20 protein-coding genes and 2 pseudogenes are annotated in these 20,288 nt (G+C 69.0%); 8 read left to right on the forward strand and 14 right to left on the reverse strand.

Features of this window, described 5'->3' with window-relative positions; translation table 11 throughout:
• Positions 1-299 precede the first annotated feature (299 nt).
• Both AB0B14_RS06140 and AB0B14_RS06145 read right to left on the reverse strand, forming a co-directional pair.
• Positions 300-701: a metalloregulator ArsR/SmtB family transcription factor gene (locus AB0B14_RS06140; RefSeq protein ID WP_357521614.1), complete on the reverse strand. Its 402-nt coding sequence runs from the start codon at positions 699-701 to the stop codon at positions 300-302.
• Between the two features lie 206 nt (positions 702-907).
• Positions 908-1,258 (reverse strand): metalloregulator ArsR/SmtB family transcription factor, encoded by a 351-nt coding sequence (locus AB0B14_RS06145; protein WP_357064647.1) that lies wholly within the window; start codon positions 1,256-1,258, stop codon positions 908-910.
• A gap of 121 nt (positions 1,259-1,379) precedes the next feature.
• On the opposite strand from AB0B14_RS06145, the gene AB0B14_RS06150 reads away from it, so the two are divergent.
• The 5 genes from AB0B14_RS06150 to AB0B14_RS06170 are packed head-to-tail and all read left to right on the forward strand — an operon-like array spanning position 1,380 to position 5,694.
• A complete protein-coding gene (locus AB0B14_RS06150) occupies positions 1,380-2,651 on the forward strand; it encodes a cysteine desulfurase (protein WP_357064646.1) in 1,272 nt (423 codons plus the stop codon).
• Between the two features lie 4 nt (positions 2,652-2,655).
• Positions 2,656-3,357 (forward strand): hypothetical protein, encoded by a 702-nt coding sequence (locus tag AB0B14_RS06155; RefSeq protein WP_357521617.1) that lies wholly within the window; start codon positions 2,656-2,658, stop codon positions 3,355-3,357.
• A gap of 33 nt (positions 3,358-3,390) precedes the next feature.
• The gene (locus AB0B14_RS06160) at positions 3,391-4,566 is read left to right on the forward strand and encodes an LLM class flavin-dependent oxidoreductase (protein ID WP_357521619.1); all 1,176 of its coding nucleotides are present in this window, start codon (positions 3,391-3,393) and stop codon (positions 4,564-4,566) included.
• 9 nt (positions 4,567-4,575) lie between these two features.
• Positions 4,576-5,160, forward strand: coding sequence for a hypothetical protein (locus tag AB0B14_RS06165; protein ID WP_357064642.1), 585 nt, complete (start codon positions 4,576-4,578; stop codon positions 5,158-5,160).
• A gap of 42 nt (positions 5,161-5,202) precedes the next feature.
• Positions 5,203-5,694 carry a flavin reductase family protein gene (locus tag AB0B14_RS06170; RefSeq protein WP_357064640.1) on the forward strand — a complete coding sequence of 164 codons (492 nt, stop codon included), beginning with the start codon at positions 5,203-5,205 and terminating at the stop codon, positions 5,692-5,694.
• Positions 5,695-6,383: 689 nt separating this feature from the next.
• Here AB0B14_RS06170 and AB0B14_RS06175 read toward each other — a convergent pair.
• Both AB0B14_RS06175 and AB0B14_RS06180 read right to left on the reverse strand, forming a co-directional pair.
• The gene (locus AB0B14_RS06175) at positions 6,384-6,626 is read right to left on the reverse strand and encodes a hypothetical protein (RefSeq protein WP_357521621.1); all 243 of its coding nucleotides are present in this window, start codon (positions 6,624-6,626) and stop codon (positions 6,384-6,386) included.
• A 146-nt stretch (positions 6,627-6,772) separates the two neighbouring features.
• A complete protein-coding gene (locus AB0B14_RS06180) occupies positions 6,773-6,985 on the reverse strand; it encodes a hypothetical protein (RefSeq protein WP_357521663.1) in 213 nt (70 codons plus the stop codon).
• Between AB0B14_RS06180 and AB0B14_RS06185 the strand changes: the two are divergent.
• Both AB0B14_RS06185 and AB0B14_RS06190 read left to right on the forward strand, forming a co-directional pair.
• Positions 6,908-7,626 (forward strand): annotated as a pseudogene (locus AB0B14_RS06185) (site-specific integrase); the annotation flags it as partial. The gene AB0B14_RS06180 and the pseudogene AB0B14_RS06185 overlap by 78 nt on opposite strands.
• Positions 7,616-7,822, forward strand: a pseudogene (locus AB0B14_RS06190) (DnaB-like helicase C-terminal domain-containing protein); the annotation flags it as partial. The pseudogenes AB0B14_RS06185 and AB0B14_RS06190, both read left to right, overlap by 11 nt.
• 772 nt (positions 7,823-8,594) lie before the next feature.
• Here the strand turns inward: AB0B14_RS06190 and AB0B14_RS06195 are convergent.
• From AB0B14_RS06195 to uraD, 10 genes are all read right to left on the reverse strand, one after another.
• Complete coding sequence (locus AB0B14_RS06195) at positions 8,595-9,734, reverse strand: XdhC/CoxI family protein (protein WP_357064630.1); 1,140 nt, start codon at positions 9,732-9,734, stop codon at positions 8,595-8,597.
• Positions 9,727-10,317 carry a nucleotidyltransferase family protein gene (locus AB0B14_RS06200; RefSeq protein WP_357064628.1) on the reverse strand — a complete coding sequence of 197 codons (591 nt, stop codon included), beginning with the start codon at positions 10,315-10,317 and terminating at the stop codon, positions 9,727-9,729. Before AB0B14_RS06200 ends, AB0B14_RS06195 begins: the two co-directional genes overlap by 8 nt.
• Positions 10,314-11,315 (reverse strand): allantoicase, encoded by a 1,002-nt coding sequence (gene alc / locus AB0B14_RS06205; RefSeq protein ID WP_357521623.1) that lies wholly within the window; start codon positions 11,313-11,315, stop codon positions 10,314-10,316. The genes AB0B14_RS06200 and alc overlap by 4 nt, the downstream gene beginning before the upstream one ends.
• Positions 11,312-12,628, reverse strand: a complete 1,317-nt coding sequence (gene allB / locus AB0B14_RS06210; protein WP_357521625.1) for an allantoinase AllB — start codon at positions 12,626-12,628, stop codon at positions 11,312-11,314. The genes alc and allB overlap by 4 nt, the downstream gene beginning before the upstream one ends.
• Positions 12,625-13,797, reverse strand: coding sequence for a hypothetical protein (locus AB0B14_RS06215; RefSeq protein WP_357521627.1), 1,173 nt, complete (start codon positions 13,795-13,797; stop codon positions 12,625-12,627). The genes allB and AB0B14_RS06215 overlap by 4 nt, the downstream gene beginning before the upstream one ends.
• The gene (gene aceB, locus AB0B14_RS06220; RefSeq protein WP_357521629.1) at positions 13,797-15,350 is read right to left on the reverse strand and encodes a malate synthase A; all 1,554 of its coding nucleotides are present in this window, start codon (positions 15,348-15,350) and stop codon (positions 13,797-13,799) included. Before aceB ends, AB0B14_RS06215 begins: the two co-directional genes overlap by 1 nt.
• A gap of 61 nt (positions 15,351-15,411) precedes the next feature.
• Positions 15,412-16,791: an 8-oxoguanine deaminase gene (locus AB0B14_RS06225; RefSeq protein WP_357064620.1), complete on the reverse strand. Its 1,380-nt coding sequence runs from the start codon at positions 16,789-16,791 to the stop codon at positions 15,412-15,414.
• A complete protein-coding gene (pucL, locus tag AB0B14_RS06230) occupies positions 16,779-17,645 on the reverse strand; it encodes a factor-independent urate hydroxylase (RefSeq protein ID WP_357064618.1) in 867 nt (288 codons plus the stop codon). The genes AB0B14_RS06225 and pucL overlap by 13 nt, the downstream gene beginning before the upstream one ends.
• Before the next feature lie 5 nt (positions 17,646-17,650).
• A complete protein-coding gene (gene uraH, locus AB0B14_RS06235; RefSeq protein WP_357064616.1) occupies positions 17,651-17,977 on the reverse strand; it encodes a hydroxyisourate hydrolase in 327 nt (108 codons plus the stop codon).
• Positions 17,974-18,477, reverse strand: coding sequence for a 2-oxo-4-hydroxy-4-carboxy-5-ureidoimidazoline decarboxylase (gene uraD / locus AB0B14_RS06240; RefSeq protein WP_357521631.1), 504 nt, complete (start codon positions 18,475-18,477; stop codon positions 17,974-17,976). Before uraD ends, uraH begins: the two co-directional genes overlap by 4 nt.
• A 135-nt stretch (positions 18,478-18,612) precedes the next feature.
• Here uraD and AB0B14_RS06245 point away from each other — a divergent pair, with 135 nt between their 5' ends.
• A complete protein-coding gene (locus AB0B14_RS06245; RefSeq protein WP_357064613.1) occupies positions 18,613-20,172 on the forward strand; it encodes a helix-turn-helix domain-containing protein in 1,560 nt (519 codons plus the stop codon).
• Positions 20,173-20,288: the final 116 nt, after the last annotated feature.

Below are 20,288 nucleotides of genomic sequence, written 5' to 3' on the forward strand. Positions count from 1 at the left end.
GCGCGTAGGCAATCACGGCATAGGGTGTTGTCGCAGTGATTCCGCTTCTGGGAGAATTATCCAGGAAATCCGTATCATTCCATGTGTTCCTGCCCGTGCCTGGGATCCCAGCCGTCCGACCCCGCCCCTGAGGTGACCCCGCGATGACCACAGGCCCGAGCGATGTAGGCACCGGGACAGCCGCCGTCCGGCGTTGGACGTGCCCGAAGAGCTGACCGGGTGGGGACGACGACCGCCACCGGTCGTCCGTTCCAGCACGAGGGGGCCCGGCTCCGCGTGGTGATCACGACAAGGCAACACTAAGAGGGTGCGAAGAACTCACTGAGTCGCGCGAGCATTTGGGGGTGCACCCAGTAGTAAACCCACGTGGCGCGTCGCTCCGACCCGACCAGGCCGGCTTCCCGCAGAACCTTCAGGTGGTGCGAGATGGTTGGGCCGGTGACATCGAACTCGCCGGTCAGCTCACACACGCACACTTCTCCGCCCGCCCGCGAGGCGATCAGTGAGAACAGGCGCAGCCGCACCGGATCACTCAGAGCCTTGAATACCTGCGAGTACTCCGCAGCCCCAGAGGAATTGAGCGGCGCTGACAGTAGTGGCACCCAGCGCTGGGTTGGGATCGTCGGTGAAGGGATACTACTTTTGGCCACAACCCATCGTCGCCCGCCACCAGGTTCATCCGCAAGGACCGATCGAGGCACAAGCTCGCGTGCTCCCCTGAGCAGGAGTGGGCAAGGCGATCGGACGGCGGCGGAAGCCGCACAATCAGGGCTTGCGGGTCAGCGACATGGGTCGGGCTACGGACGCCCTGGCGACTCTGGTGGCCGAACACCCACCCGTGCGGCGGTCGGGATTCCGACAGCACGCAGACCGGCTACCGACACGACGGACCTCAGTCGCGGGACGGCTACTCCCCCGTGGGGGGACAGGCGCAGTCCGGGTCAGCGGGATGGACCATCAGGGACAGGCATTGCGCCAGGCACGCCAGCGGGTCGATCTGGATCTCGTAGACGTTGCTGCGACCTCGCGGGCTGCACGTCACGATCCCCTGGTCACGCAACATCCGCAGATGATGACTGACCAGGGCCTGGTTGTGCCCGAGCGCCTCCTGAAGTTCCTTGACACTGCGCGGCCGTCCGGCCAGCAACAGGGTGATCTCCAGCCGCACCGGGTCGCCCAGGGCTTTGAACACCGGAGCCCACTGCTCGGCCGTCTTCGAGGGCGACTCCAAGGGTGTTACCTGCAGCGACTGCGTCATGGGACCATTCAACCAGATCAGGCCGGCAGCTAACAACAGCGCTTGTTGATAAAAGCTGTGTCAGATGCTGCCATCGAGGTTGGCTATTGAAAGCAGGCCCTGTCGGTGCCAGGATGAGGACATGGGCACCCCGCAGAAGCTCGCCTCGACCTTCGATGTCAGCGCCGTCCGCCGGGACTTCCCGACGCTGTCGGGCCCGCTGGCCTACTTCGACAGCGTGGCCTCGTCGTTGACCCCTCGACCGGTCATCGACGCGATGACCGACTACTACGTCAACTACCGGGCCAACGTGCACCGCGGCTCGTACGACCTCTCCATGCGCGCTTCGCAGCGCTTCGACGACGCCTTGACCACGATCGCCCGGTTCCTCCACGCGTCCACCGAGGAGATCGTGCTCACGTCCAACACGACCACCGCGATCAACCTGGTCGCCGCCACCCTGGACTTCGAGCCCGGTGACGAGATCGTGCTGTCCAACCTTGAGCACACCTCGAACATGGCGCCATGGATGCGGATCGCCAACAAGCAGGGCGTCAACGTGCGGTGGTACAACGCCGATCGCGACGGCGGCTTCGACCTCGACGCGTTCCGGGCACTGCTCAGCGAACGTACGAAGCTGGTCACGCTGGCGCACGTGACCAACATCCTCGGGAACCGGTTGCCTGTTGAGGAGATCGGCGCGATCTGCCGGGAACGCGGGATCCTGTTCCTGATCGACGCGGCCCAGTCGGCGCCACACCTGCCACTGGATGTCAACAAGCTCAACTGTGACTTCCTCGCGTTCTCCGGGCACAAGATGCTCGGACCGACCGGCATCGGAGTGCTCTACATCCGCCGGCAGTACGCGGTATCGCTCGTACCCGGTGTCCTGGGCGGCGGAAGCATCGACACGACGGCGTGTGCCGCGCCAACGCTGGACGGATGTGTGCTGTCGGACTGCTCATTCACGTCCCTGCCCGACAAGTGGCAGGCCGGTACTCCGCCGATCGCCGAGGCACTGGGACTGGCGGCGGCCATCGACTACCTCACCGAAGTGGGCCTGGACAACCTCGCCGTCCACGAACAGGAGCTCATGCACCAGCTGTGCGACGGCCTCTCCGCCATCGACGGCGTCGAACTCTATGGTCCCCCGGATCCCGCGGACCGGGTTGCCGTGGTCTCGTTCAACATCGCCGGCCGCGACTTCACGGAGGTCGGGCAACTACTCAACGACCGCTACGGCGTCGCGGTGCGGGCTGGTCAGCACTGCGCCCTCAACTACTTCTTCAACGAGCTGCACGAGGAGGACAGCCGCGCCGGCAACGTGCGCGCCAGCCTCTACCTCTACAACACGGCCGACGAGGTCGACCAACTGATCGCTGCCGTAGCCGACATCGCTGCTCAAGGAGCGTGACCCCATGCCTGACCAGGCCGCAGCTGCCGCGACCCTGAAGTTTTTCGCCGAACGACGCCTGATCACAGCCGACGAGGCCGGGCTCGTCTCCGAACTCTTCGATCCGCGCTTCCCGTTTGCCGCCGCCATAGGCATCGCTGATTCCGTCCACGTCCAGGTGAAGGTCGCCGACATCGCCGCGTTGCCACACGAGGACATCCTCAGCCAGGGCGTGACGGCACAACGTGACGCCACCAACTTCCGTAAGTACGGCTTCCCCGACGGCTTGGCTGTCATCTTCACCAGCGGTGCGATCGCCGAGGAGGATCTGATTCCCGGCGCCGTTACCCGCAGCCTGCCGTACGTCGACCATCTCGGCATCGACCTCCGCGAGGACAGCGCGGACAGCAGAGCCGTCTACGACGACATCGCCGCGCGAGCCGTCGCCGCCGGTTGGCGTCACGTGCGCCAGGGTGGCCCGCAGACGCCGGTCCGCGGCTGCCAGTGCGAGGTGCCCGAGAAGAGCTGGGTCTACCCGCCCAACGGGCCAGACGGGCGGAACAGGCCAATTGAGTTCGCCTTTGGTGAACTGGAGCTCATCGCCGGCGCGGACAACAGCTGCGACTACCGGCCCATCGACCCCGCCCACCCGCTCGCCCGCCTCGTACCGAAGATCAGCCAGACCCGCGCACCTCAGGTCGTCACGCTGGAGGCCCGCCCTCGGTAGCTGTCACCCCCCACATCCGCTCGGCCAACACAGGTGGCACAAGTACGCGCCGCCGGCATCAGCCCCGACCTGGAGCAACCTGTGCGATTCAGCGTTTACGACATCACTTCCTCCACATCAGACGGCGCGTCCGCCTGGCGGCCGGTCGCTGGCAAAATCCCCCACGCCGCCGCGTACCAGCACACTCTTGAGCAGGCCCGTATCGCCGACGAGGTCGGCATCGACGCCTACTTCCTCACCGAGCACCACTCCAATGCCGGGTTCCAGATCCTCCCCTCCCCTCATCTGATGATCGCCGCTCTGTCGCAAACAACCTCACGCATCCGACTCGGCGCCATGACACTCAACCTGCCCCTATACCATCCGGTGCGGGCAGCCGAGGAAATTCGTATGCTCGACCTGCTCACCAACGGGCGCTTGGAGATCGGGCTAGGCCGAGGGCTCGCCGGCCACGAGCAAGCCGGCTTCGGTGTCCGACGCGAGGACAGCGAGCAGCTCTTCGACGCGAGCTTTCCGCTGATCCGTCAACTTCTGCGTGACGGCGGTGTGGAGTCCTACGCCACGGGGCCGTGGCACGGCGAGGGCGTTTCCGTCGTCCCCGAGGCTACCCAGACGCCACACCCGCCGATCTGGATGGCCGGCATCAGCGAAAAGTCGATCCGCAAGGCAGCGCGCCTCGGTGTCAACCTGTGCACAGCCTTCCTCGATTCCGATGACACCGCACGCACTGCGGCGATCTACCGTGACGAGTGGCAGGCCGCCCATCCTGGCACCCCGGTCGGTAGTTACGGAACCATGCAACACATCTTCGTTGCCGAAACCGAAGCCGAAGCCCGCGCGCTCGCACAACCTCACCTGCAGGCGTGGTTGGGCGCTGGCCATGAAGCCTCCGTCATGATCAGTCAGAGCCCGACGGTGGACAAGGGCTACGAAGACCACAAGGCCTGGTTCGACAAGATTACGAAGCTACCCTTCGAAGAGGCGGTCGAGCATCGCCGGATTATCTTCGGCACCCCGGAACAATGCGTGGCGCAACTGCTGGACAAGGCTCAGGCCGGCGTCGACATGTTCCAAGGCTGGTTCCAGTTCGGTGGCCTCGACTTTGAGGCAAGCAACCGATCGATGCGCCTCTTCGGCGAGCACGTCGCCCCCGCCGTCAAAGCCGCGCTGGCAACCGCCCCCACCCCTGCACAACCGGCCATCAGCTGAGGAGCACCCATGACGTCGGTAAAATTCTGGTCCGATCCGGCCTGCTACTGGTCATGGCGCGCCGGCCAATGGTTGACCTCCGCAGCCGAACAGCGGACGTTCGACATCGACTGGCAACCGTTCAGCCTCAAGGTCCTCTACGGCGAAGGTATGGACCCCAGTTGGGCCACCATGCTGGGCAACTCCCACGGAGCGCTGCGCATCGGCGAAGCGCTCCGACACGCCGGCCGTGCGACCGACGCGGTTCGCTTCTACGTCGCAGTCGGGACCGCCACCCACGACAACGGCGAACCACTCACCGAGGATCTGCTACGCCAAGCCGCTAAATCCACCGGTGTTGATGACACCTTCGACGCGTTCCAGGACACGGACTGGGACGATGCGATCACCGCCGGGACCAACGCCGCCATCGCTTCGGCCGGCCCTGATGTCGGCAGCCCTGTCATCGAGCTTCCCGACACCCCCCGCGGCATCCACGGCCCGGTGTTCGAACGAATCCCGCCGTCGGAGGAAGCAGGGGAGTTGTACGACGCCATCCTACGGCTCGCCCGGGCTCCCTACTTCTACGAGATCAAACGCGGTCGCTCCAGCTGAGCGGAGGAAGCGCGAGCTGTGAAACGTGATGGAGGACCGGCGATGACGGACGACTTCCGCCTGTTGCTCGGGCACTTCCCAACCGGCGTCGTGGCGGTCACCGCAACCCGTGCTGCCGGCCCCGTCGGCCTCGTCGTCGGTTCCTTCTTCTCTATCTCGCTACGGCCGCCTCTCATCGGGTTTGGCGTCAACCGCACCTCCACCAGTTGGCCGCTCATCAACGAAGGTCACACCTTTTGCGTGAACGTCCTCGCCGCCGACCAGGACCACGTCAGTAGGACACTCGCCACACCCGGCCCGGACAAGTTCGCCGACCTGCGCTGGCACACATCCGAATCCGGGTCCCCCGTCATCGACGGCTGCCTCGCGTACCTCGACTGCGAACTGCAGGCTAACCACGCCGCAGGCGACCATGAATTGATCATCGGCCGCGTACAACGGTTCCGTCATCTACGCACCGCGGCTCCGCTGGTCTTCTACCAACGCGGATACTGGTCCTTGAGCAACACGCCGGTCAACAATAGGAACACATGATCGAATCGGCATACAGGTGGGGCAGCAGGTCAGGGCTTCGCACCGAGGCATGAGTCCTGGTTGTTCAAACAGCGGAGCCACTTCCTGTTCGAAGACGTGGCGTCCAGCCAACCGCTCTCGTCCTGAATGGTTGGCTGGACGCCCTTGCCACACCCAGATCGGAACTCGGACGTTTCTCGGCTCCCCACTGGAGCGAGGTGTCACCAGATCATCCCCATCGCCGTACAGGCGATGCATGAGGTCGACATCGACACCACCGCCAACGCTCCCCGCAAACTGGAATACGACCTCGCCAAACCTCCGACGCGATCATCACCGTGGGCCGTGAAGACGCCTGCCCCGTCTCCCGGGCAAGCGCGACGAGGACTGGCAACTCACCGACCCCGGCACGCCTGCCTGACAGGACCCTTCGCTCCCGCAACTGCGCAGCGACCAAGGCCACACAATCCCCGAGATCAGGTCGTGCGGTCAACGTCGTGCCGCGCACCATCGCGCAGGCCGTGTGGTCCCCACTTGGTCCCTGGGACGCTGACACGGGTGGGCCGCAGCGCACGGTTTAGGAAGTGTGGACACGGCGGGAAGTCTCATCGCCATGACCTGGTTTGACCTGCACCGCCATGCCGGGGGCGACGTCCAGGCGGTGACCGCCGCCGACCCTCGGCTCCTGTCCCGACGGGCACGCGGCACGGTCATGAACCCTCATCCCGCAACCGGGCTCGTGCCTGCTCGACCAGCTCGGCGTACTGCGGCGAGAACGGCTCGACCAGCTCCCGTTCCAGTAGGCAGGTGAGATTCCACAGCGCCCGTTGCTCCGCCTGATCCTCGACCAGGTCAGCGAAGTCGTTGGTGGTCTCGTCGGTGCGATACAGCCACTCGAACAGAACCAGCGCTTCGTCGCGGTTGAGCCGCAAGACCACCTCGTTTTCTGCCACGCCAAGCAGCGTACGGACACCTTCAGTTTGGAAGAACGCGCTCAACGGGCCGTGATGCCCGAAACGCCTGCCGGCGTCGCGCGCTTCCAACTATTACGACAGCCGGATGAAGCGAGTGCCAGTCCTGTCGACCTGCTCTTGCTTGGTCAGGTCCAGGCGTGGTCGAGGGCCAGTGCGAGCCGTCTGGCCCACTGCTCGGCGGTGCCTGTGATTCCGGAGTACTCGTCGGTGAAGTTGGACCAGTCGACCTCCCAGGACAGTGCGGTCTCGGCCCCGAAGGTATGACCGAAGCCCGCACCAAGCTGCGGGAGAAGATCCGCGACTACGAAGACGGCCTCGCCCTGGTCCAAGACGGACACAGCGTGGCCGACGCTCTCACCGACTGGCTCACCTACGGCCTGAGCAACCAGTCCGAGAGCACGAAGGCCAACTACACCACCCTTGTGCGCTCCCACATCATCCGTGACCTCGGCGCGAGGAAGCTGCGGGATCTCAGCGCGACCGACATCGACCGCTGGCTCATGGGCGAAGCCAACACCTGAGCACCCGCACCCTGCGGCTCCTCCACTCGCTGCGCATCCGCGCCGTCAACCGAGCCGTGGCGCGAGACAGGGTCAAACGCAACGTTGTGGCACTCTGCGAAGTACCCACAGGTCGCGGCGGCCGTCCCTCGAAGTCGCTGACGCTCGACCATGCCAAGGCGCTTCTCATCGCTGCCGAGAGCAGCTCGTTGCACGCCTACATCGTCGTCTCACTGCTGACCGGCGCTCGCACCGAGGAACTGCGAGCCCTCACCTGGTCACACGTCGACCTCGCCGGCAAGCCGGACAACGATCCTCCGGTGCCACCATCCATTCAGGTCTGGCGCTCCGTCCGCGCCGACGGAGACACCAACACCAAGAAGTCGCGTCGCACCCTGGCTCTGCCGGCCCGGTGCGTCACCGCGCTCACCACCCATCACGAGCGCCAGGGCCAGGGCCATCCTGCCGCTGACCGACTCTGGGCAGCTTGAGCAGGAGGCGGACATCGTCGTGCTGATCAGCCGGGACGACTACTACGACCCGGAGTCGCCTCGATCGGGGGAGGCGGACCTCATTGTCGCCAAGCATCGAGGCGGCCCGAAGGACACGATCACTGTCGCCGCGCAGCTCCACCTGGCTCGGTTCGTCGACATCGCCATCGACGCGGTGTCATGACACCCACCGCCCCGGATCGGTTGTCCGATCGCTGGTCCGATCGGACAACCGATGGCACTTGCCAAGCAAGCGCCAAGCAAAGCGATGGCAAGTTGCTACAGGTGCTCACGCCAGCAACCGCGGTGATGTCGATCGTTCATGCCGCCCAGCGGCACAGGGGTACGCGGAGCGTGCGTACCCCTCCGGCTGCCAGGGGTACCCACACCATGGGAGCCTTCTTGCCGCCGCTGGCGACAAGCCAGCCCAGGCCGGGCGAAGGGTGTTGCTGCCGGCCCCACCCTTTTCCGCCGCGCCCCGAAAAGCCGGGCCGTCCGCCCGCTGGACACCCTTGTTCCCGCTGCCGGGGAAAAGCCGCGCGAAGCTTCCCGGCACCGGGAACCTTCCGATGAACTCAGCAGCGGTTAGCCCATCTCAATGCCTATCCGATAGACATTGCACCAGGAAGGACACCTCGATGGGCCACACCGTCGCGGTCAGCCGTAGGCCCTTCGACGACGCCCCCGGCGCTGGCCGCGCCAAGGCAGGTGAGCCCCGAAGCTTCACGATTCGCGGGAGCGGCATCGATGAGGGACGCCCCCGGCGACTCCATAGCTGTCAGCCAGCCGGAGGGCAATCGCGCCGAGCCTCTGTATGGCCGGGCTCGTCACGTCGGGCGGCGACACCGGCCGCGACAACCGCCGCAGCCGCGCCACGACCGATCCGGAACAGTCGACCAGCCCGCACGTTTGACGACGACGCCACGCGTCTGCAACGAGATCCGCGACTCGTCGGTTCACCGACGGTCGGCAGCGGGTCGGTGGATCGGGCCATGCAGCGTGTGCAGAGGTCGGCCGGTGCCTCCCCACCGTCGTGCCACCAGTTCGGCGGCGATGCTCACCGCGGTCTCCTCCGGGCTGCGGGCACCCAGGTCCAGCCCCATCGGTGCGGCGAGTCCGCCAAGGTCGACGTGGGCGACCCCGGCGTCCCTGAGCTGTGTGATCCGATCGTCGCGTGTCCGTCGGGAGCCCAGCACGCCCAGGTAGGCGACGGGCAGGCTCAGAGCCACCTCCAGCAGCGGGATGTCGAACTTGGGATCGTGGGTCAGGACGCAGAGAGCCGTCCGGTCGTCGACACGTCCGGCCTGGGCCTCGGCGCGTAGGTAGCGGTGAGGCCAGTCGAGCACGACCTCGTCCGCGTCCGGGAACCTGCTCGCGTCCGCGAAGAGGGGACGGGCGTCGACGATCGTCGAACGGAATCCGAGGAACGACGCCATCCGGGTCATCGCCCTCCCGAAGTCGGTCGCACCAAAGATGATCATTCGGGGCGGCGGCAGGACACTGCTGACGAAGAAGGTGAGGTCCTCCCGGTGGCGCTGGCCGTCGTGGCCGTACCGGAGGATGGCGGTTCGCCCGGCCGGGAGCAGGCCCCGCACGTCCTGGACGACGGCCGCCTGGAGGCCGACATCACCCAACGTGCCGATGGTCCGGTCGGGCAGCAGGACGAGTCGCTGACCGAGTCGCCCCTCCGGGTCGCCCCCGTTGGCGTCCACGCACGTCGCCACGGCCACCGGTGTGCCGGACCGGATCGCCGCGGCCACCTCGGGCAGGGCGGGGAAGCTGTGCCTGTCGATCCGCTCGACGTAGACGTCGATGGTGCCACCGCAGATCAGGCCGACAGCGAACGCGTCCTCCCCGCTGACGCCGTACCGCTGTAGCACCGGCCTGCCGGTGTCGATGACGTCGCAGGCCAGCTCGTACACCGCGCTCTCGACGCAGCCACCGGAGACGTTGCCGGTGACCGTCCCGTCGGGGCCGACGAGCATGGTGGCACCGGGCGGCAGCGGCGCCGAGCGCCACGTGGCGACGACCGTGGCGAGCCCGACCGGCCGGCCCTCCCGCCACCATCGACCGAGGTCGTCGAGCACGTCACGCATCACGCCCCACCTGCCGGTCGGCTGGTTCGTCGACGTCGACACCGTCGGCCAGGTCGTCGCACGCCACGCCGACCAGTGTGGTCGCGTGGGTGGTGAGGTACGGGCGGGCACCGACGTCGGCGACCGCCATCCTCGCCACGCCGTCCCAGTGGCCGCGACCGAGAAGGACCGGATGCCCCCGTCTCCCGTGGTAGGTGGCGACCGCGATGACCTGTTCGTGGGCATGGGTCGACAGCCGGGCGACGGCCGCCGCGGTGATGCCGGGAGTGTCGACGAGCAGCACCATCGCGGCGCTGACGCTGCTCTGCCGGAGCGCGTCGAGCCCGCGCCGAAGGGACGACCCCATCCCGGTCCGCCAGTCCTGGTTGACCACCAGGACCGCCGTGCCGAGGTCGGCGGTGGCACGTACCTCGTCGATGGCGGCACCCAGGACGACCACGACCGGGTCGCAGCCGCCATCCGTCAACGTGCGGTGGGCGATCTCCACGAAGAGGCGGCCGTCAGCGACCGCGAGCGCCTTGGGCAGCCCGTAGCGCCGGCCGGCGCCGGCGGCCAGCAGCACTCCCCCGACACCACCGGTCACGGTGCCGACCAACGCCGGCGGACGGTGTCGAGGCCGGTGGGGGTGATCTCCCCGAGCAGGCGCAGCCGGGCCATCCCGCCGTCCGGGTACGCGTCGAGCCGCACCCAGCTCACCGCGCCCACGTCCTCGACGAGGAAGCGGTGCCGGGTGTCGGGTTGCAGTCGAGTCACCGGTAGCAGGTCGAACCATCCGTCCGGGTCGTCCGGGTCGCCCGCGCTCCCGCGCACCGCGGCGGCAACGGGCGCGTTTCCCTTGAAGTGGCTGGTGTCCAACTCCGCGACGCGGACGACGCCGGGAGCGGCCAGACGTACGAGGACCCAGTCGTTGCCGTCGTCGCGACGACGGGCGGTCTCCCAGCCCTCCCCCATCGTGCGTGCCCGGCCCGGCGCGATCAGATTGTTCGGCGTGCCGTAGAACATGTCACTGCACCCGACGACGAGACCCCCGTGCTCCAGTGCCGCGAGGTCGACCAGGCCACCCGTGAGGAACCGCGGGTCGGGGGTCACCTCGCCGTGCACCCGCAACCGGGCCACTCCGCCGTCCGGGAAGATCGACAGTCGCACGTGGGTGATGCGGTGTCCCGGGTCGACGGGAAAGACGTTACGGGTGTCGCCGGCAAGCGCCGCTCGTGGCACCAGCGGCACCCAGGCCGCGTCGGCAAGGTGCTCCGGCGAGGGATGCCCGTCCACCCGACAGCCGTCGATGGCCGCGTACGGCGGGTAGTTGCCGGTGAAGTGGCTGGTGTCGACGACGATCGTGCGGACGATCCCCGGGACACCGAGGCGCACGATGGCGTGGTCGTGGCCAGGCGTGCGGCGTCGACGGGTCTCCCAGCCCTCGTAGATCTGCCCCTTGGGGCCGAAGGTACGTGGGGTGAACGTCGGTGGGTTCGGGTCGACGAGGTGGTCGCTCGGGGCGAAGAACTCATCGTTCGCGTGGACGACCCCACCCGACAGGGCACGGGAGGCGAGGTCCGGCAACGTGATCGGTGTGGTCATCGTGCGCTCCGGGAGAGTAGACGCCCACGTGGCGGGCCGTCCGGCGACACCGGTTGGCCGCGAAGCCACACGGCGTGCACGACGCCGTGCATCGTCCGGCCGGCGTACGGGGAGACGGGATGACGGTGGCGGAGCGTGGCGGGGTCGACCACGAAGGACTCGTCCGGTGCGAAGGCGACGAGGTCGGCGTCGAAGCCGACGGCGATGCGACCTTTGGTGTCCAGGCCCGCGACCTCGGCGGGACGCTGCGCCATCCACCGGACGACGTCCGCGAGCCGGTGCCCGCGGTCGCGGGCGCTGCTCCAAATGGCGGGCAGGCCGATCTGTAGCGAGGAGATGCCACCCCAGGCGGCGGCGAAGTCACCGCTCGGCGGTCTCTTCAGCGCCGGCGTGCTGGGTGAGTGGTCGGAGACGACGCAGTCGATGACGCCCGCGTCGAGGGCCGCCCAGAGCCGGTCGGAGTTGCCGTGGTCGCGGATGGGCGGGCAGCACTTGTACTCCGTCGCCCCGTCCGGCACGTCCTCGGCGGCCAGACAGAGGTAGTGCGGGCAGGTCTCCACGGTGACGCTGACTCCCACGCCCTTCGCCGCGGCGATCAGTGGCACGGCGTCCGCCGACGACAGGTGCAGGATGTGGACCCGGGCGCCGGTGCGCAGCGCGGCGTCAAGCACCCAGCCGATGGCCTCCGCCTCGGCGGCCGGTGGCCGGGACGCGACGAAGTCCGCGTAGCGACGCGAGGAGGGGGCGACGGTGATCGCACCCGGGCTCTCGGCATGCACCAGGAACAGGGCATCGACCGCGCCGAGGGCGGTGTCGAGCGCGTCCGGGGCCAGTGGTGGGAACTCGGGGACACCAGAGTCGACGAGGAAGCACTTGAACCCGAAGACGCCGGCGTCGTGCAGCGCCTGGAGGTCGGCGACGTTGTCGGGTACGGCGCCGCCCCAGAACCCGACGTCCGCGTGGATCGCGCCCTCGGCGGCGCGGCGCTTGGCGGCCAACGCCGGCACCGTCACGGTCGGCGGGACCGAGTTGAGCGGCATGTCGACGAGGGTGGTGACCCCACCGGCGATCGCGGCCCGGGTCGCCGAGGTGAATCCCTCCCACTCCGTACGTCCGGGTTCGTTGACGTGCACGTGCGTGTCGACGATGCCGGGCAGCAGCGCCAGGTCGCCGAGGTCGGTGACGGGCCCGGCGGGCACGTCGTCGTACCCCGTCACCGCCGCTATCCGGCCGTCGGCGAGGCAGACCATGGCTGGTCGCTCCCCCTGCGCGGTGACGACGCGTCGGGAGCGCAGGATGACGTCGTAGGTCACAGCACCTCCAGGGTGGCTCGATCGACGCTGACCTCGTCGGGGTCGAACGCGCCGCAGTCCAGGCCCCGACGCAGATGACCAGCGAGCGCACGAGCGGTCGCCGGTTCCTCCAGCACACCGTCGCTGCGACGCGTCAGGTACGCGGAGAGCCGCGCCACAGTGGCGTCCAGGCTCTCCCGGAAGAATGCGTAGGTGGCGGCGTACCGGGTGGGCAGGTGCGCAGGGTGCAGATCCCAGCCCTGGTAGAAGCCGCGTTCGAGGGAACGTCGTACCAGGCGTGTGTGCAGCCGCCAGGCCGCGTGCACGGCGTCCAGGTCGCCGACCGGAAGCACATTTGTCGAGCCGTCGGAGAGGCGCACGCCGGTGCCGGCCGCCGCCACCTGCATGACGGCCTTGGCATGGTCGGCGACGGGATGATCCAGCGACTGGTGGGCGGCGGCGATTCCGCACGCGGCGCTGTAGTCGTAGGTGCCGTAGTGCAGCCCGACGCACCGTCCCCCGGCCGCCGTGATCATGCGGGAGACGGTGGCCGTGCCGTCGGCGCCCAGCACCGCCTCGGTGGTCTCGATCTGCACCTCGAAGCGCAGGCTCGCGCCCGGCAGCGCGTACGCGGACTCCAACTCCTCGCACAGCAGGGCCATGGCCGCCACCTGTTCCACGGCTCGGACCTTGGGCAGGGTGATGACGAAACCGGGCGGGGGTGGGCCGAGTGCGTCGAAGAAGACGTCGAGGGTGCGGACGGCGCGGTCCCGGTCGGCGCGGTCCAGGCTCTTGCAGCGCAGCCCGACGAACACCGGCCTCGGGCCGTCGCGGAGCGCCGTTGCCGCGGCACGCGCCGTCTCGTCCTCCTCCGCGTTGTCGCGGACGCCGTACCCGTCCTCGAAGTCCAGCCGAAGGTCCTCGATCGGTTCGGTCGACAGCTTCGCCAGCACGCGGTCGCGCAGGCCGGTGGGGAACGGCAGCGGTGGGAACCGATCGAGGGTATCGACCGCCTGCTCACCCCACTGTCGACACAGGTCGGTGGTGAACCGGTCGGCCGGCACGTACACGGTGTGCACCGGTTGCCGGCCGGGACCGTCACCCGGGTAGCGCCTCTGCAACATGGCGTCGACGGGGGTGAGCCGGCGGTCCAGTTCGGCCGTCACCCGCGCGGTCAGTCGGCGCGCCATCAGTCGATGACCTCGTAGGCGGGCACGGTGAGGAAGTCGACGAATTCGTCAGCCAAGGCACCCCGCTCGAAGAGCGTCCGGGCCTGCGGCCACCGTCCCGCCTGGTAGGCGTCCGCGCCGACGGCGTCGCGGATCGCCGCCAGTTCCTCGTCCTCGATCCGCTGGACGAGCGCCGCGGTCACCGCCTCGCCGCTGTCGGCCAGCCGGACCCCCTGGTGCACCCACTGCCAGGTCTGGGCGCGGGAGATCTCGGCGGTGGCCGCGTCCTCCATGAGGTCGTTGATGGCGACGGCGCCGACGCCCCGTAGCCATGCCTCCAGGTACCGCAGCGCGACCGAGACGTTGGTCCGCAGCCCCGCCGAGGTGACCTCGCCGCCGACGACGGTGAAGTCGAGCAGTTGCGCGGCCCGCACGGTCACGTCGTCGCGCGTCCGGTCCAGCTGGTTGTCCCGCGGCCCGAGGACGCCGTCGAAGACCTCCTGGCAGACCGGCACCAGCTTGGGGTGGGCGACCCACGAGCCGTCGAAGCCGTCGTTCGCCTCTCGCTCCTTGTCCGCGCGCACCCGCCCGAAGGCTGCCGCGTTCTGCGCGGCGTCACCGCTGGGAATGAACGCCGACATGCCGCCGATCGCCGCTGCGCCGCGGCGGTGACAGGTCGCGACGAGCAATTCGGTGTACGCCCGGAGGAACGGCGCGGTCATCGTGATCGCCGCGCGGTCGGGCAGGACGGCGCGCTCCCGGAAGGTCTTGATGATGGAGAACAGGTAGTCCCAGCGACCCGCGTTGAGCCCGGCGGCGTGCGATCCCAGCTCGTACAGGATCTCGTCCATCTCGAACGCGGCCGTGATGGTCTCGATGAGCACGGTTGCGCGGATCGTGCCGCGGGGAATGTGGAGCGCGGCCTCGGCGTGGTCGAAGACGTCGTTCCAGAGCCCGGCCTCCCGGTGGCTCTCCAGCTTCGGCAGGTAGTAGTACGGGCCGGAGCCTCGCGCGATCGACTCATGGGCGTTGTGGAAGACGTGCAGGCCGAAGTCGACCAGGGCACCGGCGGTCGGCGACCCGTCGACGGTCAGGTGACGCTCGTCGAGGTGCCAGCCGCGGGGGCGGACGACGATGGTGGCGAGCCGCCGGTCGGTGCGCAACGCGTACCGCCGCCCGTCCGGCGCGTCGTAGGTGATCGAGCCTCGGACCGCGTCGTACAGGTTGACCTGCCCGGTCAGCACGTTCGCCCAGTGGGGTGTGTTGGCGTCCTCCAGGTCGGCGAGCCAGACCTTCGCTGTCGAGTTGAGCGCGTTGATGGCCATCTTGCGATCGGTGGGTCCGGTGATCTCCACCCGGCGGTCGGACAGACCGGGCGGTGGCGGGGGTACCGTCCACTCCGACTCTCGGACGTCCCTCGTCTCGGGCAGGAAGTCGAGCAGGCCGGTCCGGGCGATCTCCGCGCGCCGCTGCCGCCGACGGGCGAGCAGCTCCGCGCGGCGGGCACCGAAACGCCGCTGGAGATCCGTGACGAACTCGATCGCCTCCCGGCACAGCACTCCCTCTTCGGTCATGTCCGGCACATCCGCTCCTGTCTCCGCTGTGCGCTGTCATCCGGCGTTCGTCGTCAGGGCTTCAGATCCGCAGGCGATCAGCCGCGCGCCGGGCGCGGACCAGCAGATCCCGTTCGTCGACAGTGGCCAGGCGGCCCCTCTCAACGACCGGCCGACCGCCGACGAGGAGCAACTCCACCGGCGCCGGTGCGCCGAACACGAGTGCCGCCACCGGATCGGCGATGTCGGCGTGGCCCAGCCCGTCGATACGCCAGAGCGCGATGTCGGCGAGCTTGCCCACCTCGATCGCGCCCAACTCGTCCTCGCGCCCCAGGCAGCGCGCACCCCCACGGGTAGCGAGAGCGAGTGCCTCCCGCGCCGTCAACGCGGTCGGCCCACCCCGCAGCCGCGCCACCAGCAGCGCCTGGCGAAGCTCCGCGACGAGTTGACCGGCCTCCTGGGAGGCGGCGCCGTCGACGCCGAGCCCGACGGGCACACCGGCGTCGAGCAGGTCCCGGACGGGGGCCAGGCCGGCGCCGAGGCGGGCGTTGGAGCTGGGACAGTGGGCCAGGCCGGTGCCGGTCTCGGCGATCCGCTTGATGGCCTCGGCATCGAGGTGGACGCCGTGCGCGAGCCAGACGTCGGGGCCGAGCCAGCCGAGCCGTTCGGCGTACTCGGCGGGTGTGCACCCGTGCGTGGCCCGGCAGTAATCCTCCTCGTCGACCGTCTCGGCCAGATGGGTGTGCAGCCGTACTCCCCTGTCCCGCGCCAACGCGGCGGCCTCCCGCATCAGCCGTTCACTCGCGGAGAACGGGGAGCAGGGGCCGACCGCGACGCGGACCATCGCGCCCGGTGACGGGTCGGAGAAACGGTCGATCGCGTCGGCGGTCGCCGCGAGCGCGGCGTCGGTGTCCTCCACGAGATCGTCCGGCGGGAGGCCCCCGGCCGAGGCGCCCAGGTCCATCGAGCCGCGGACGGGATGGAAACGCAGACCCACCCGGCCCGCCTCCGCCACCTCGGCGGCGAACAGGTCACCGGCGGCGGCGGGAAAGACGTAGTGGTGGTCTGTGGTCGTGGTGCAACCGGACAGCGCGAGCCAGCTCAGCCCGGCGCCGACGGCCGCCGACACGTCCTCCTCCCGGATGCGCGCCCACATCGGGTACAGCTCGGTGAGCCAACCGAACAGGTCGGCCTGCTGGGCGAGGCCCCGGGTCACCCACTGGTAGAGGTGATGATGGGTGTTGACCAGTCCCGGCGTGGCGAGGCAGCCGGTGCCGTCGACACGCCGGACGGGCGCGCCGTCGTCGATCCGGTCCGCGGAGCCGGCCCCGACAGCGGCGATGCGACCGTCCTCGACAAGGATGTGGCCCCGCTCGTGCTCGCGGCCGACGCCGTCGACCGTCGCGATCGCGCAGCCCTCGATGAGGAGGCGGCCCGACGAGGCCGAGGTCAGGAGTTCCACCACGACTCCTCCCACCGTGGGGCGTCGTCGCGGCGCACCGCACCCTCGATCAGCCCGTACGGGCGGTCGGCGGCGTAGAAGACCTCGTTCGGGTTGTCGAGCCCGAACGGTGTGAGGTCGACGAGGAAGTGGTGTTTGTTGGGCAGGGACATCCGCACCTCGGTGATCTCCGGGCGGTGTTCGAGGACCCGCTGCCCCATCGCGTACAGCGTCTGCTGCAGGGACAGGCTGTACGTGTCGACAAATGCCTCGACCAGGTGCCGCCGCGCCTCCCTGAACGAGGCCGCCCAGTCGTCGCTCTCGCTGGAGGTATGCCGCCAACGGCCGTCCACCGCCGTGGCCAGGATTCGGTCGTGCGCCTCGGGGAGCGTCGTGTACTCGTCCCGGACGAAGCCGAAGAACTCCGAGCCGGTCGTGTTCATCAGCACCATGCCGGTCAGCCCGGAGACGACGACCGTGTCCGGTCCGTCCACCGTGACCGTCGCCGTCCGTGTCTCGGCTCCGGACCGGGTGAACGAGTGCTCACCCACGCGGTTCCAGGCGTGCTGTTGGAGGTGGACGATCGCCCGGGTGATGACGGGCTGCGAGTCGACGAAGTGTCGCGCCAGGCGCAGCCCGAACTCCTCGATCTCGCCGATCCCGTGCCGCCGCGCGAACGCGTACACCGTGTTCTTCTGACTGTCGGTCGGCAGGACCTTGGCGTTGTCGCCGGTGAGGTGCGTGTCTGCCAGGTCGCCGGCGAGCGCGACGCTGACGGTGAGGTCGGTCAGCCGATGGCGCTCGCCGTCGCGGACGACGTGGACCAGCCGCACCTCGGCCTTTCCGTACTGGTGGGTGCCGAGAACAATGTCCATCGGGGTCAGCTCCCTCGATATGTCGAATAGCCGTACGGGCTCAGCAGCAGGGGCACGTGCAGGTGACGCCAGGCGTCGGTGACCACGAACACCACCGACACCTCCGGAAAGAACGCCCCGAGGCCGAGATAGCCACCGGTGTCGAAGCAGAGCCGGTACGTTCCTCGCGCCCAGCGCCGCTTCGGCACCCAGTTCCGCAAGCGCCCGTCCGCGTCGGTGCGTCCCGCCGCGACGTCGATCCACTCGTCGCCAGCCCACCGGTACAGGTGGACCAGCACTCCGTCAGCCGGTTCGCCCCGGGCGGTGTCGAGGACGTGCGTGGACAGACTCATTCGTTGGTCAGCTCCGTCAGTCGCAGCACGGCTATGCGCGTCAACTCCGCCCGAACCACCTCCCGCTCGACCGCTGTCTCGTTGGCGAGCCGGGTTTGGGCTGCGGCGAGGATCTCCGCGGCGGTTCGCCCATTCGCGAAGATCAGGAAGAGGTGACCGAAGCGGTCCTCGTACGCCTGGTTGGCCGCACGCAGAGCGACCCGGGTCGCCTCGTCGCTGTCGGCGACGCCGGCCTGCTCTCGCCGGGACCAGGCCGCGTCACGTCCGTCGCCGTCGGCCCGTTGTCCGATCCGGGGGTGCGCCGCCAGCGCCTGGGCGATGTCCGGCCAGGAAAGCTCGGCGAGCACATCCGCCGCTGTGGTGAGAAGCGCCTGCTGGTCGGGATGAGGGCGGGCGGCGGTCACGGCACGCGCCCAGGCGGGCGATGCGCAGCAGGCCAGCAACTCCCGTTCGGCATCGCGCGCCGACAACTCGTTGAACCGTGTCAGACGCTGACTCACCGGGACCTCCCCTCCGTGCTGCGGCGGCGGTAGTCAAACAGCGCTGTGGGCGGCCGAGCATTGGGCAGGGAAACCGAATTTGAAACATTTCCGCCCTAGGGTCTCTGGAGCTTCCTCCAAGGCATGGAGGTGTCGATGCGCCTCAATGACGTCCTGGCCCAGCGCAATCTCCGATTGACCATGCTCAGCGGCCACCATCAGGGCGACCGGGTTGTCCAGCAGTTCTTCACCACGGATCTGCTCGACCCGAGCCGATATCTCTCCGGCGGCGAGGTGGTGCTCACCGGGCTGATGTGGCGACGCACCCCAGAGGACTCCGAGGTGTTCGCCGCGGCGGTGGCCCGAGCCGGCGTCAGCGCGGTCGGCGCGGGGGCAGCCGCGTACGGGACCGTCCCGGTCGACCTCGTCGAGGCGTGCGCCCGCCACGACGTCCCCGTGTTCGAGGTGCCCGTCGAGGTCTCCTTCACCACCATCAGTGACGCCATCGGGGCGACCCTGCGCATCGAGCAGGCCACCGGGCTCGCGGCGGTCGTGAACCGGCACCAGGGCCTGATCGCCGCCCTGACCGAGGACGCCCAACTCGCCGACCTGCTGCCCTCCGCCGCCGCCGACATCCCCTGCTGGGCGCTGTCCGCGACCGGCCGGCTCATCGCGGGGACGTCTCCGCTGGCCGACGACCTGCGTGCCCGCCTGGCGCGCACGTTCCTGACCGCACCTCGCCTGCCACACGTGCTCAGCGTCGCCCGAAACCGGCGATATTCCCTCTTTGCCGCAGGCACCCACCCCGGCCGGCGCCTCGACGCCTGGTTCCTGGCCTGTGCCGGCGACGTGACCACCTGGGACCACGACCGGCGACAGGCCGTCGAGGGCCTGACCACCCTGCTCGCCCTCGAACGGGCCCACCTCGACCGACATCTTCGCGTCGAACGACGCCTCGCCGCGCACCTCCTCCAGCCCCTCCTCGACGGCGCCGCGCCCGCCGAGATCGCGCCCCGCCTCGAGTCGTGCCGCCTCGACCCGGACGCCACATTCCTGGCACTCACCGCAGGGACCGCCGGGGGGTCACCCACCACCGACCTGGCGCTCACCATCGTCGAGGAGGTCGCGCGGCCGCTGGCACCCTCCGCCGCGATCGCGGAGATCGGCAGCGAGGTCCACGCGATCATCCAGCTCGCTCCCACACCCGACGGCTCAGCCCCGGCCGACGTCGTCGCGCGGATCCGCGACGCGGCGCGGGCGCTGACACCGGGCCTCAACGGTGCCCGGATCGCCATCGGGACTAGCGCCCCCGCGATCGGGGTCGCCGCGCTGGACGGCGCTGTCGAGGAGGCACGCCACGCCCACCGCTACGCCCTGACCGGCCCGGAGCAGGTCGCGGTGGTCGCCAGCGGTGACCTGTCCTCCCACGCGCTGCTGCTCGCCGCCGTCCCGGCCGAAGCCCGGCGAGCCTTCCACCGTCGACTGCTGCGCCCCCTGGCCGAGTACGACCGCTCCCACGACGCGCGCCTTGTGCACACACTCGACACGTTCCTTCGCTGCGACGGGTCGTGGACCCGCACCGCGAAACTGCTGCACGTCCACGTCAACACACTGCGCTACCGCATCCAGCGCATCGAACAACTCACCGGTCGTCAGCTGCGCCGCTTCGACGACCGCGTCGACCTGTATCTCGCACTCGAACTACAACGCCACTGAGCCGGACGTGTCAACGGCTCCGCTGTGCGAAAGCCCAACTTCCGGCGGCGCCCGTACGCCAGCGTTCGTGGCCTGAGCCAATGGGATGCGACGAGTCGCGCTGCTGAGATGGCTGG

The sequence above is a fragment of the Micromonospora sp. NPDC049171 genome (genome assembly GCF_040648275.1).
Classification (GTDB): domain Bacteria; phylum Actinomycetota; class Actinomycetes; order Mycobacteriales; family Micromonosporaceae; genus Micromonospora.

Excerpts from the sequence above, each read along its gene's own strand:
- pucL (WP_357064618.1), bottom strand. The coding sequence starts at position 17,645 with ATGGACATTGTTCTCGGCACCCACCAGTACGGAAAGGCCGAGGTGCGG.
- AB0B14_RS06150 (WP_357064646.1), top strand. The coding sequence starts at position 1,380 with ATGGGCACCCCGCAGAAGCTCGCCTCGACCTTCGATGTCAGCGCCGTC.
- aceB (WP_357521629.1), bottom strand. The coding sequence starts at position 15,350 with ATGACCGAAGAGGGAGTGCTGTGCCGGGAGGCGATCGAGTTCGTCACG.
- AB0B14_RS06145 (WP_357064647.1), bottom strand. The coding sequence starts at position 1,258 with ATGACGCAGTCGCTGCAGGTAACACCCTTGGAGTCGCCCTCGAAGACG.
- AB0B14_RS06215 (WP_357521627.1), bottom strand. The coding sequence starts at position 13,797 with ATGGCGCGCCGACTGACCGCGCGGGTGACGGCCGAACTGGACCGCCGG.
- AB0B14_RS06170 (WP_357064640.1), top strand. The coding sequence starts at position 5,203 with ATGACGGACGACTTCCGCCTGTTGCTCGGGCACTTCCCAACCGGCGTC.
- AB0B14_RS06155 (WP_357521617.1), top strand. The coding sequence starts at position 2,656 with ATGCCTGACCAGGCCGCAGCTGCCGCGACCCTGAAGTTTTTCGCCGAA.
- uraH (WP_357064616.1), bottom strand. The coding sequence starts at position 17,977 with ATGAGTCTGTCCACGCACGTCCTCGACACCGCCCGGGGCGAACCGGCT.
- AB0B14_RS06195 (WP_357064630.1), bottom strand. The coding sequence starts at position 9,734 with ATGCGTGACGTGCTCGACGACCTCGGTCGATGGTGGCGGGAGGGCCGG.
- AB0B14_RS06245 (WP_357064613.1), top strand. The coding sequence starts at position 18,613 with ATGCGCCTCAATGACGTCCTGGCCCAGCGCAATCTCCGATTGACCATG.
- AB0B14_RS06165 (WP_357064642.1), top strand. The coding sequence starts at position 4,576 with ATGACGTCGGTAAAATTCTGGTCCGATCCGGCCTGCTACTGGTCATGG.
- alc (WP_357521623.1), bottom strand. The coding sequence starts at position 11,315 with ATGACCACACCGATCACGTTGCCGGACCTCGCCTCCCGTGCCCTGTCG.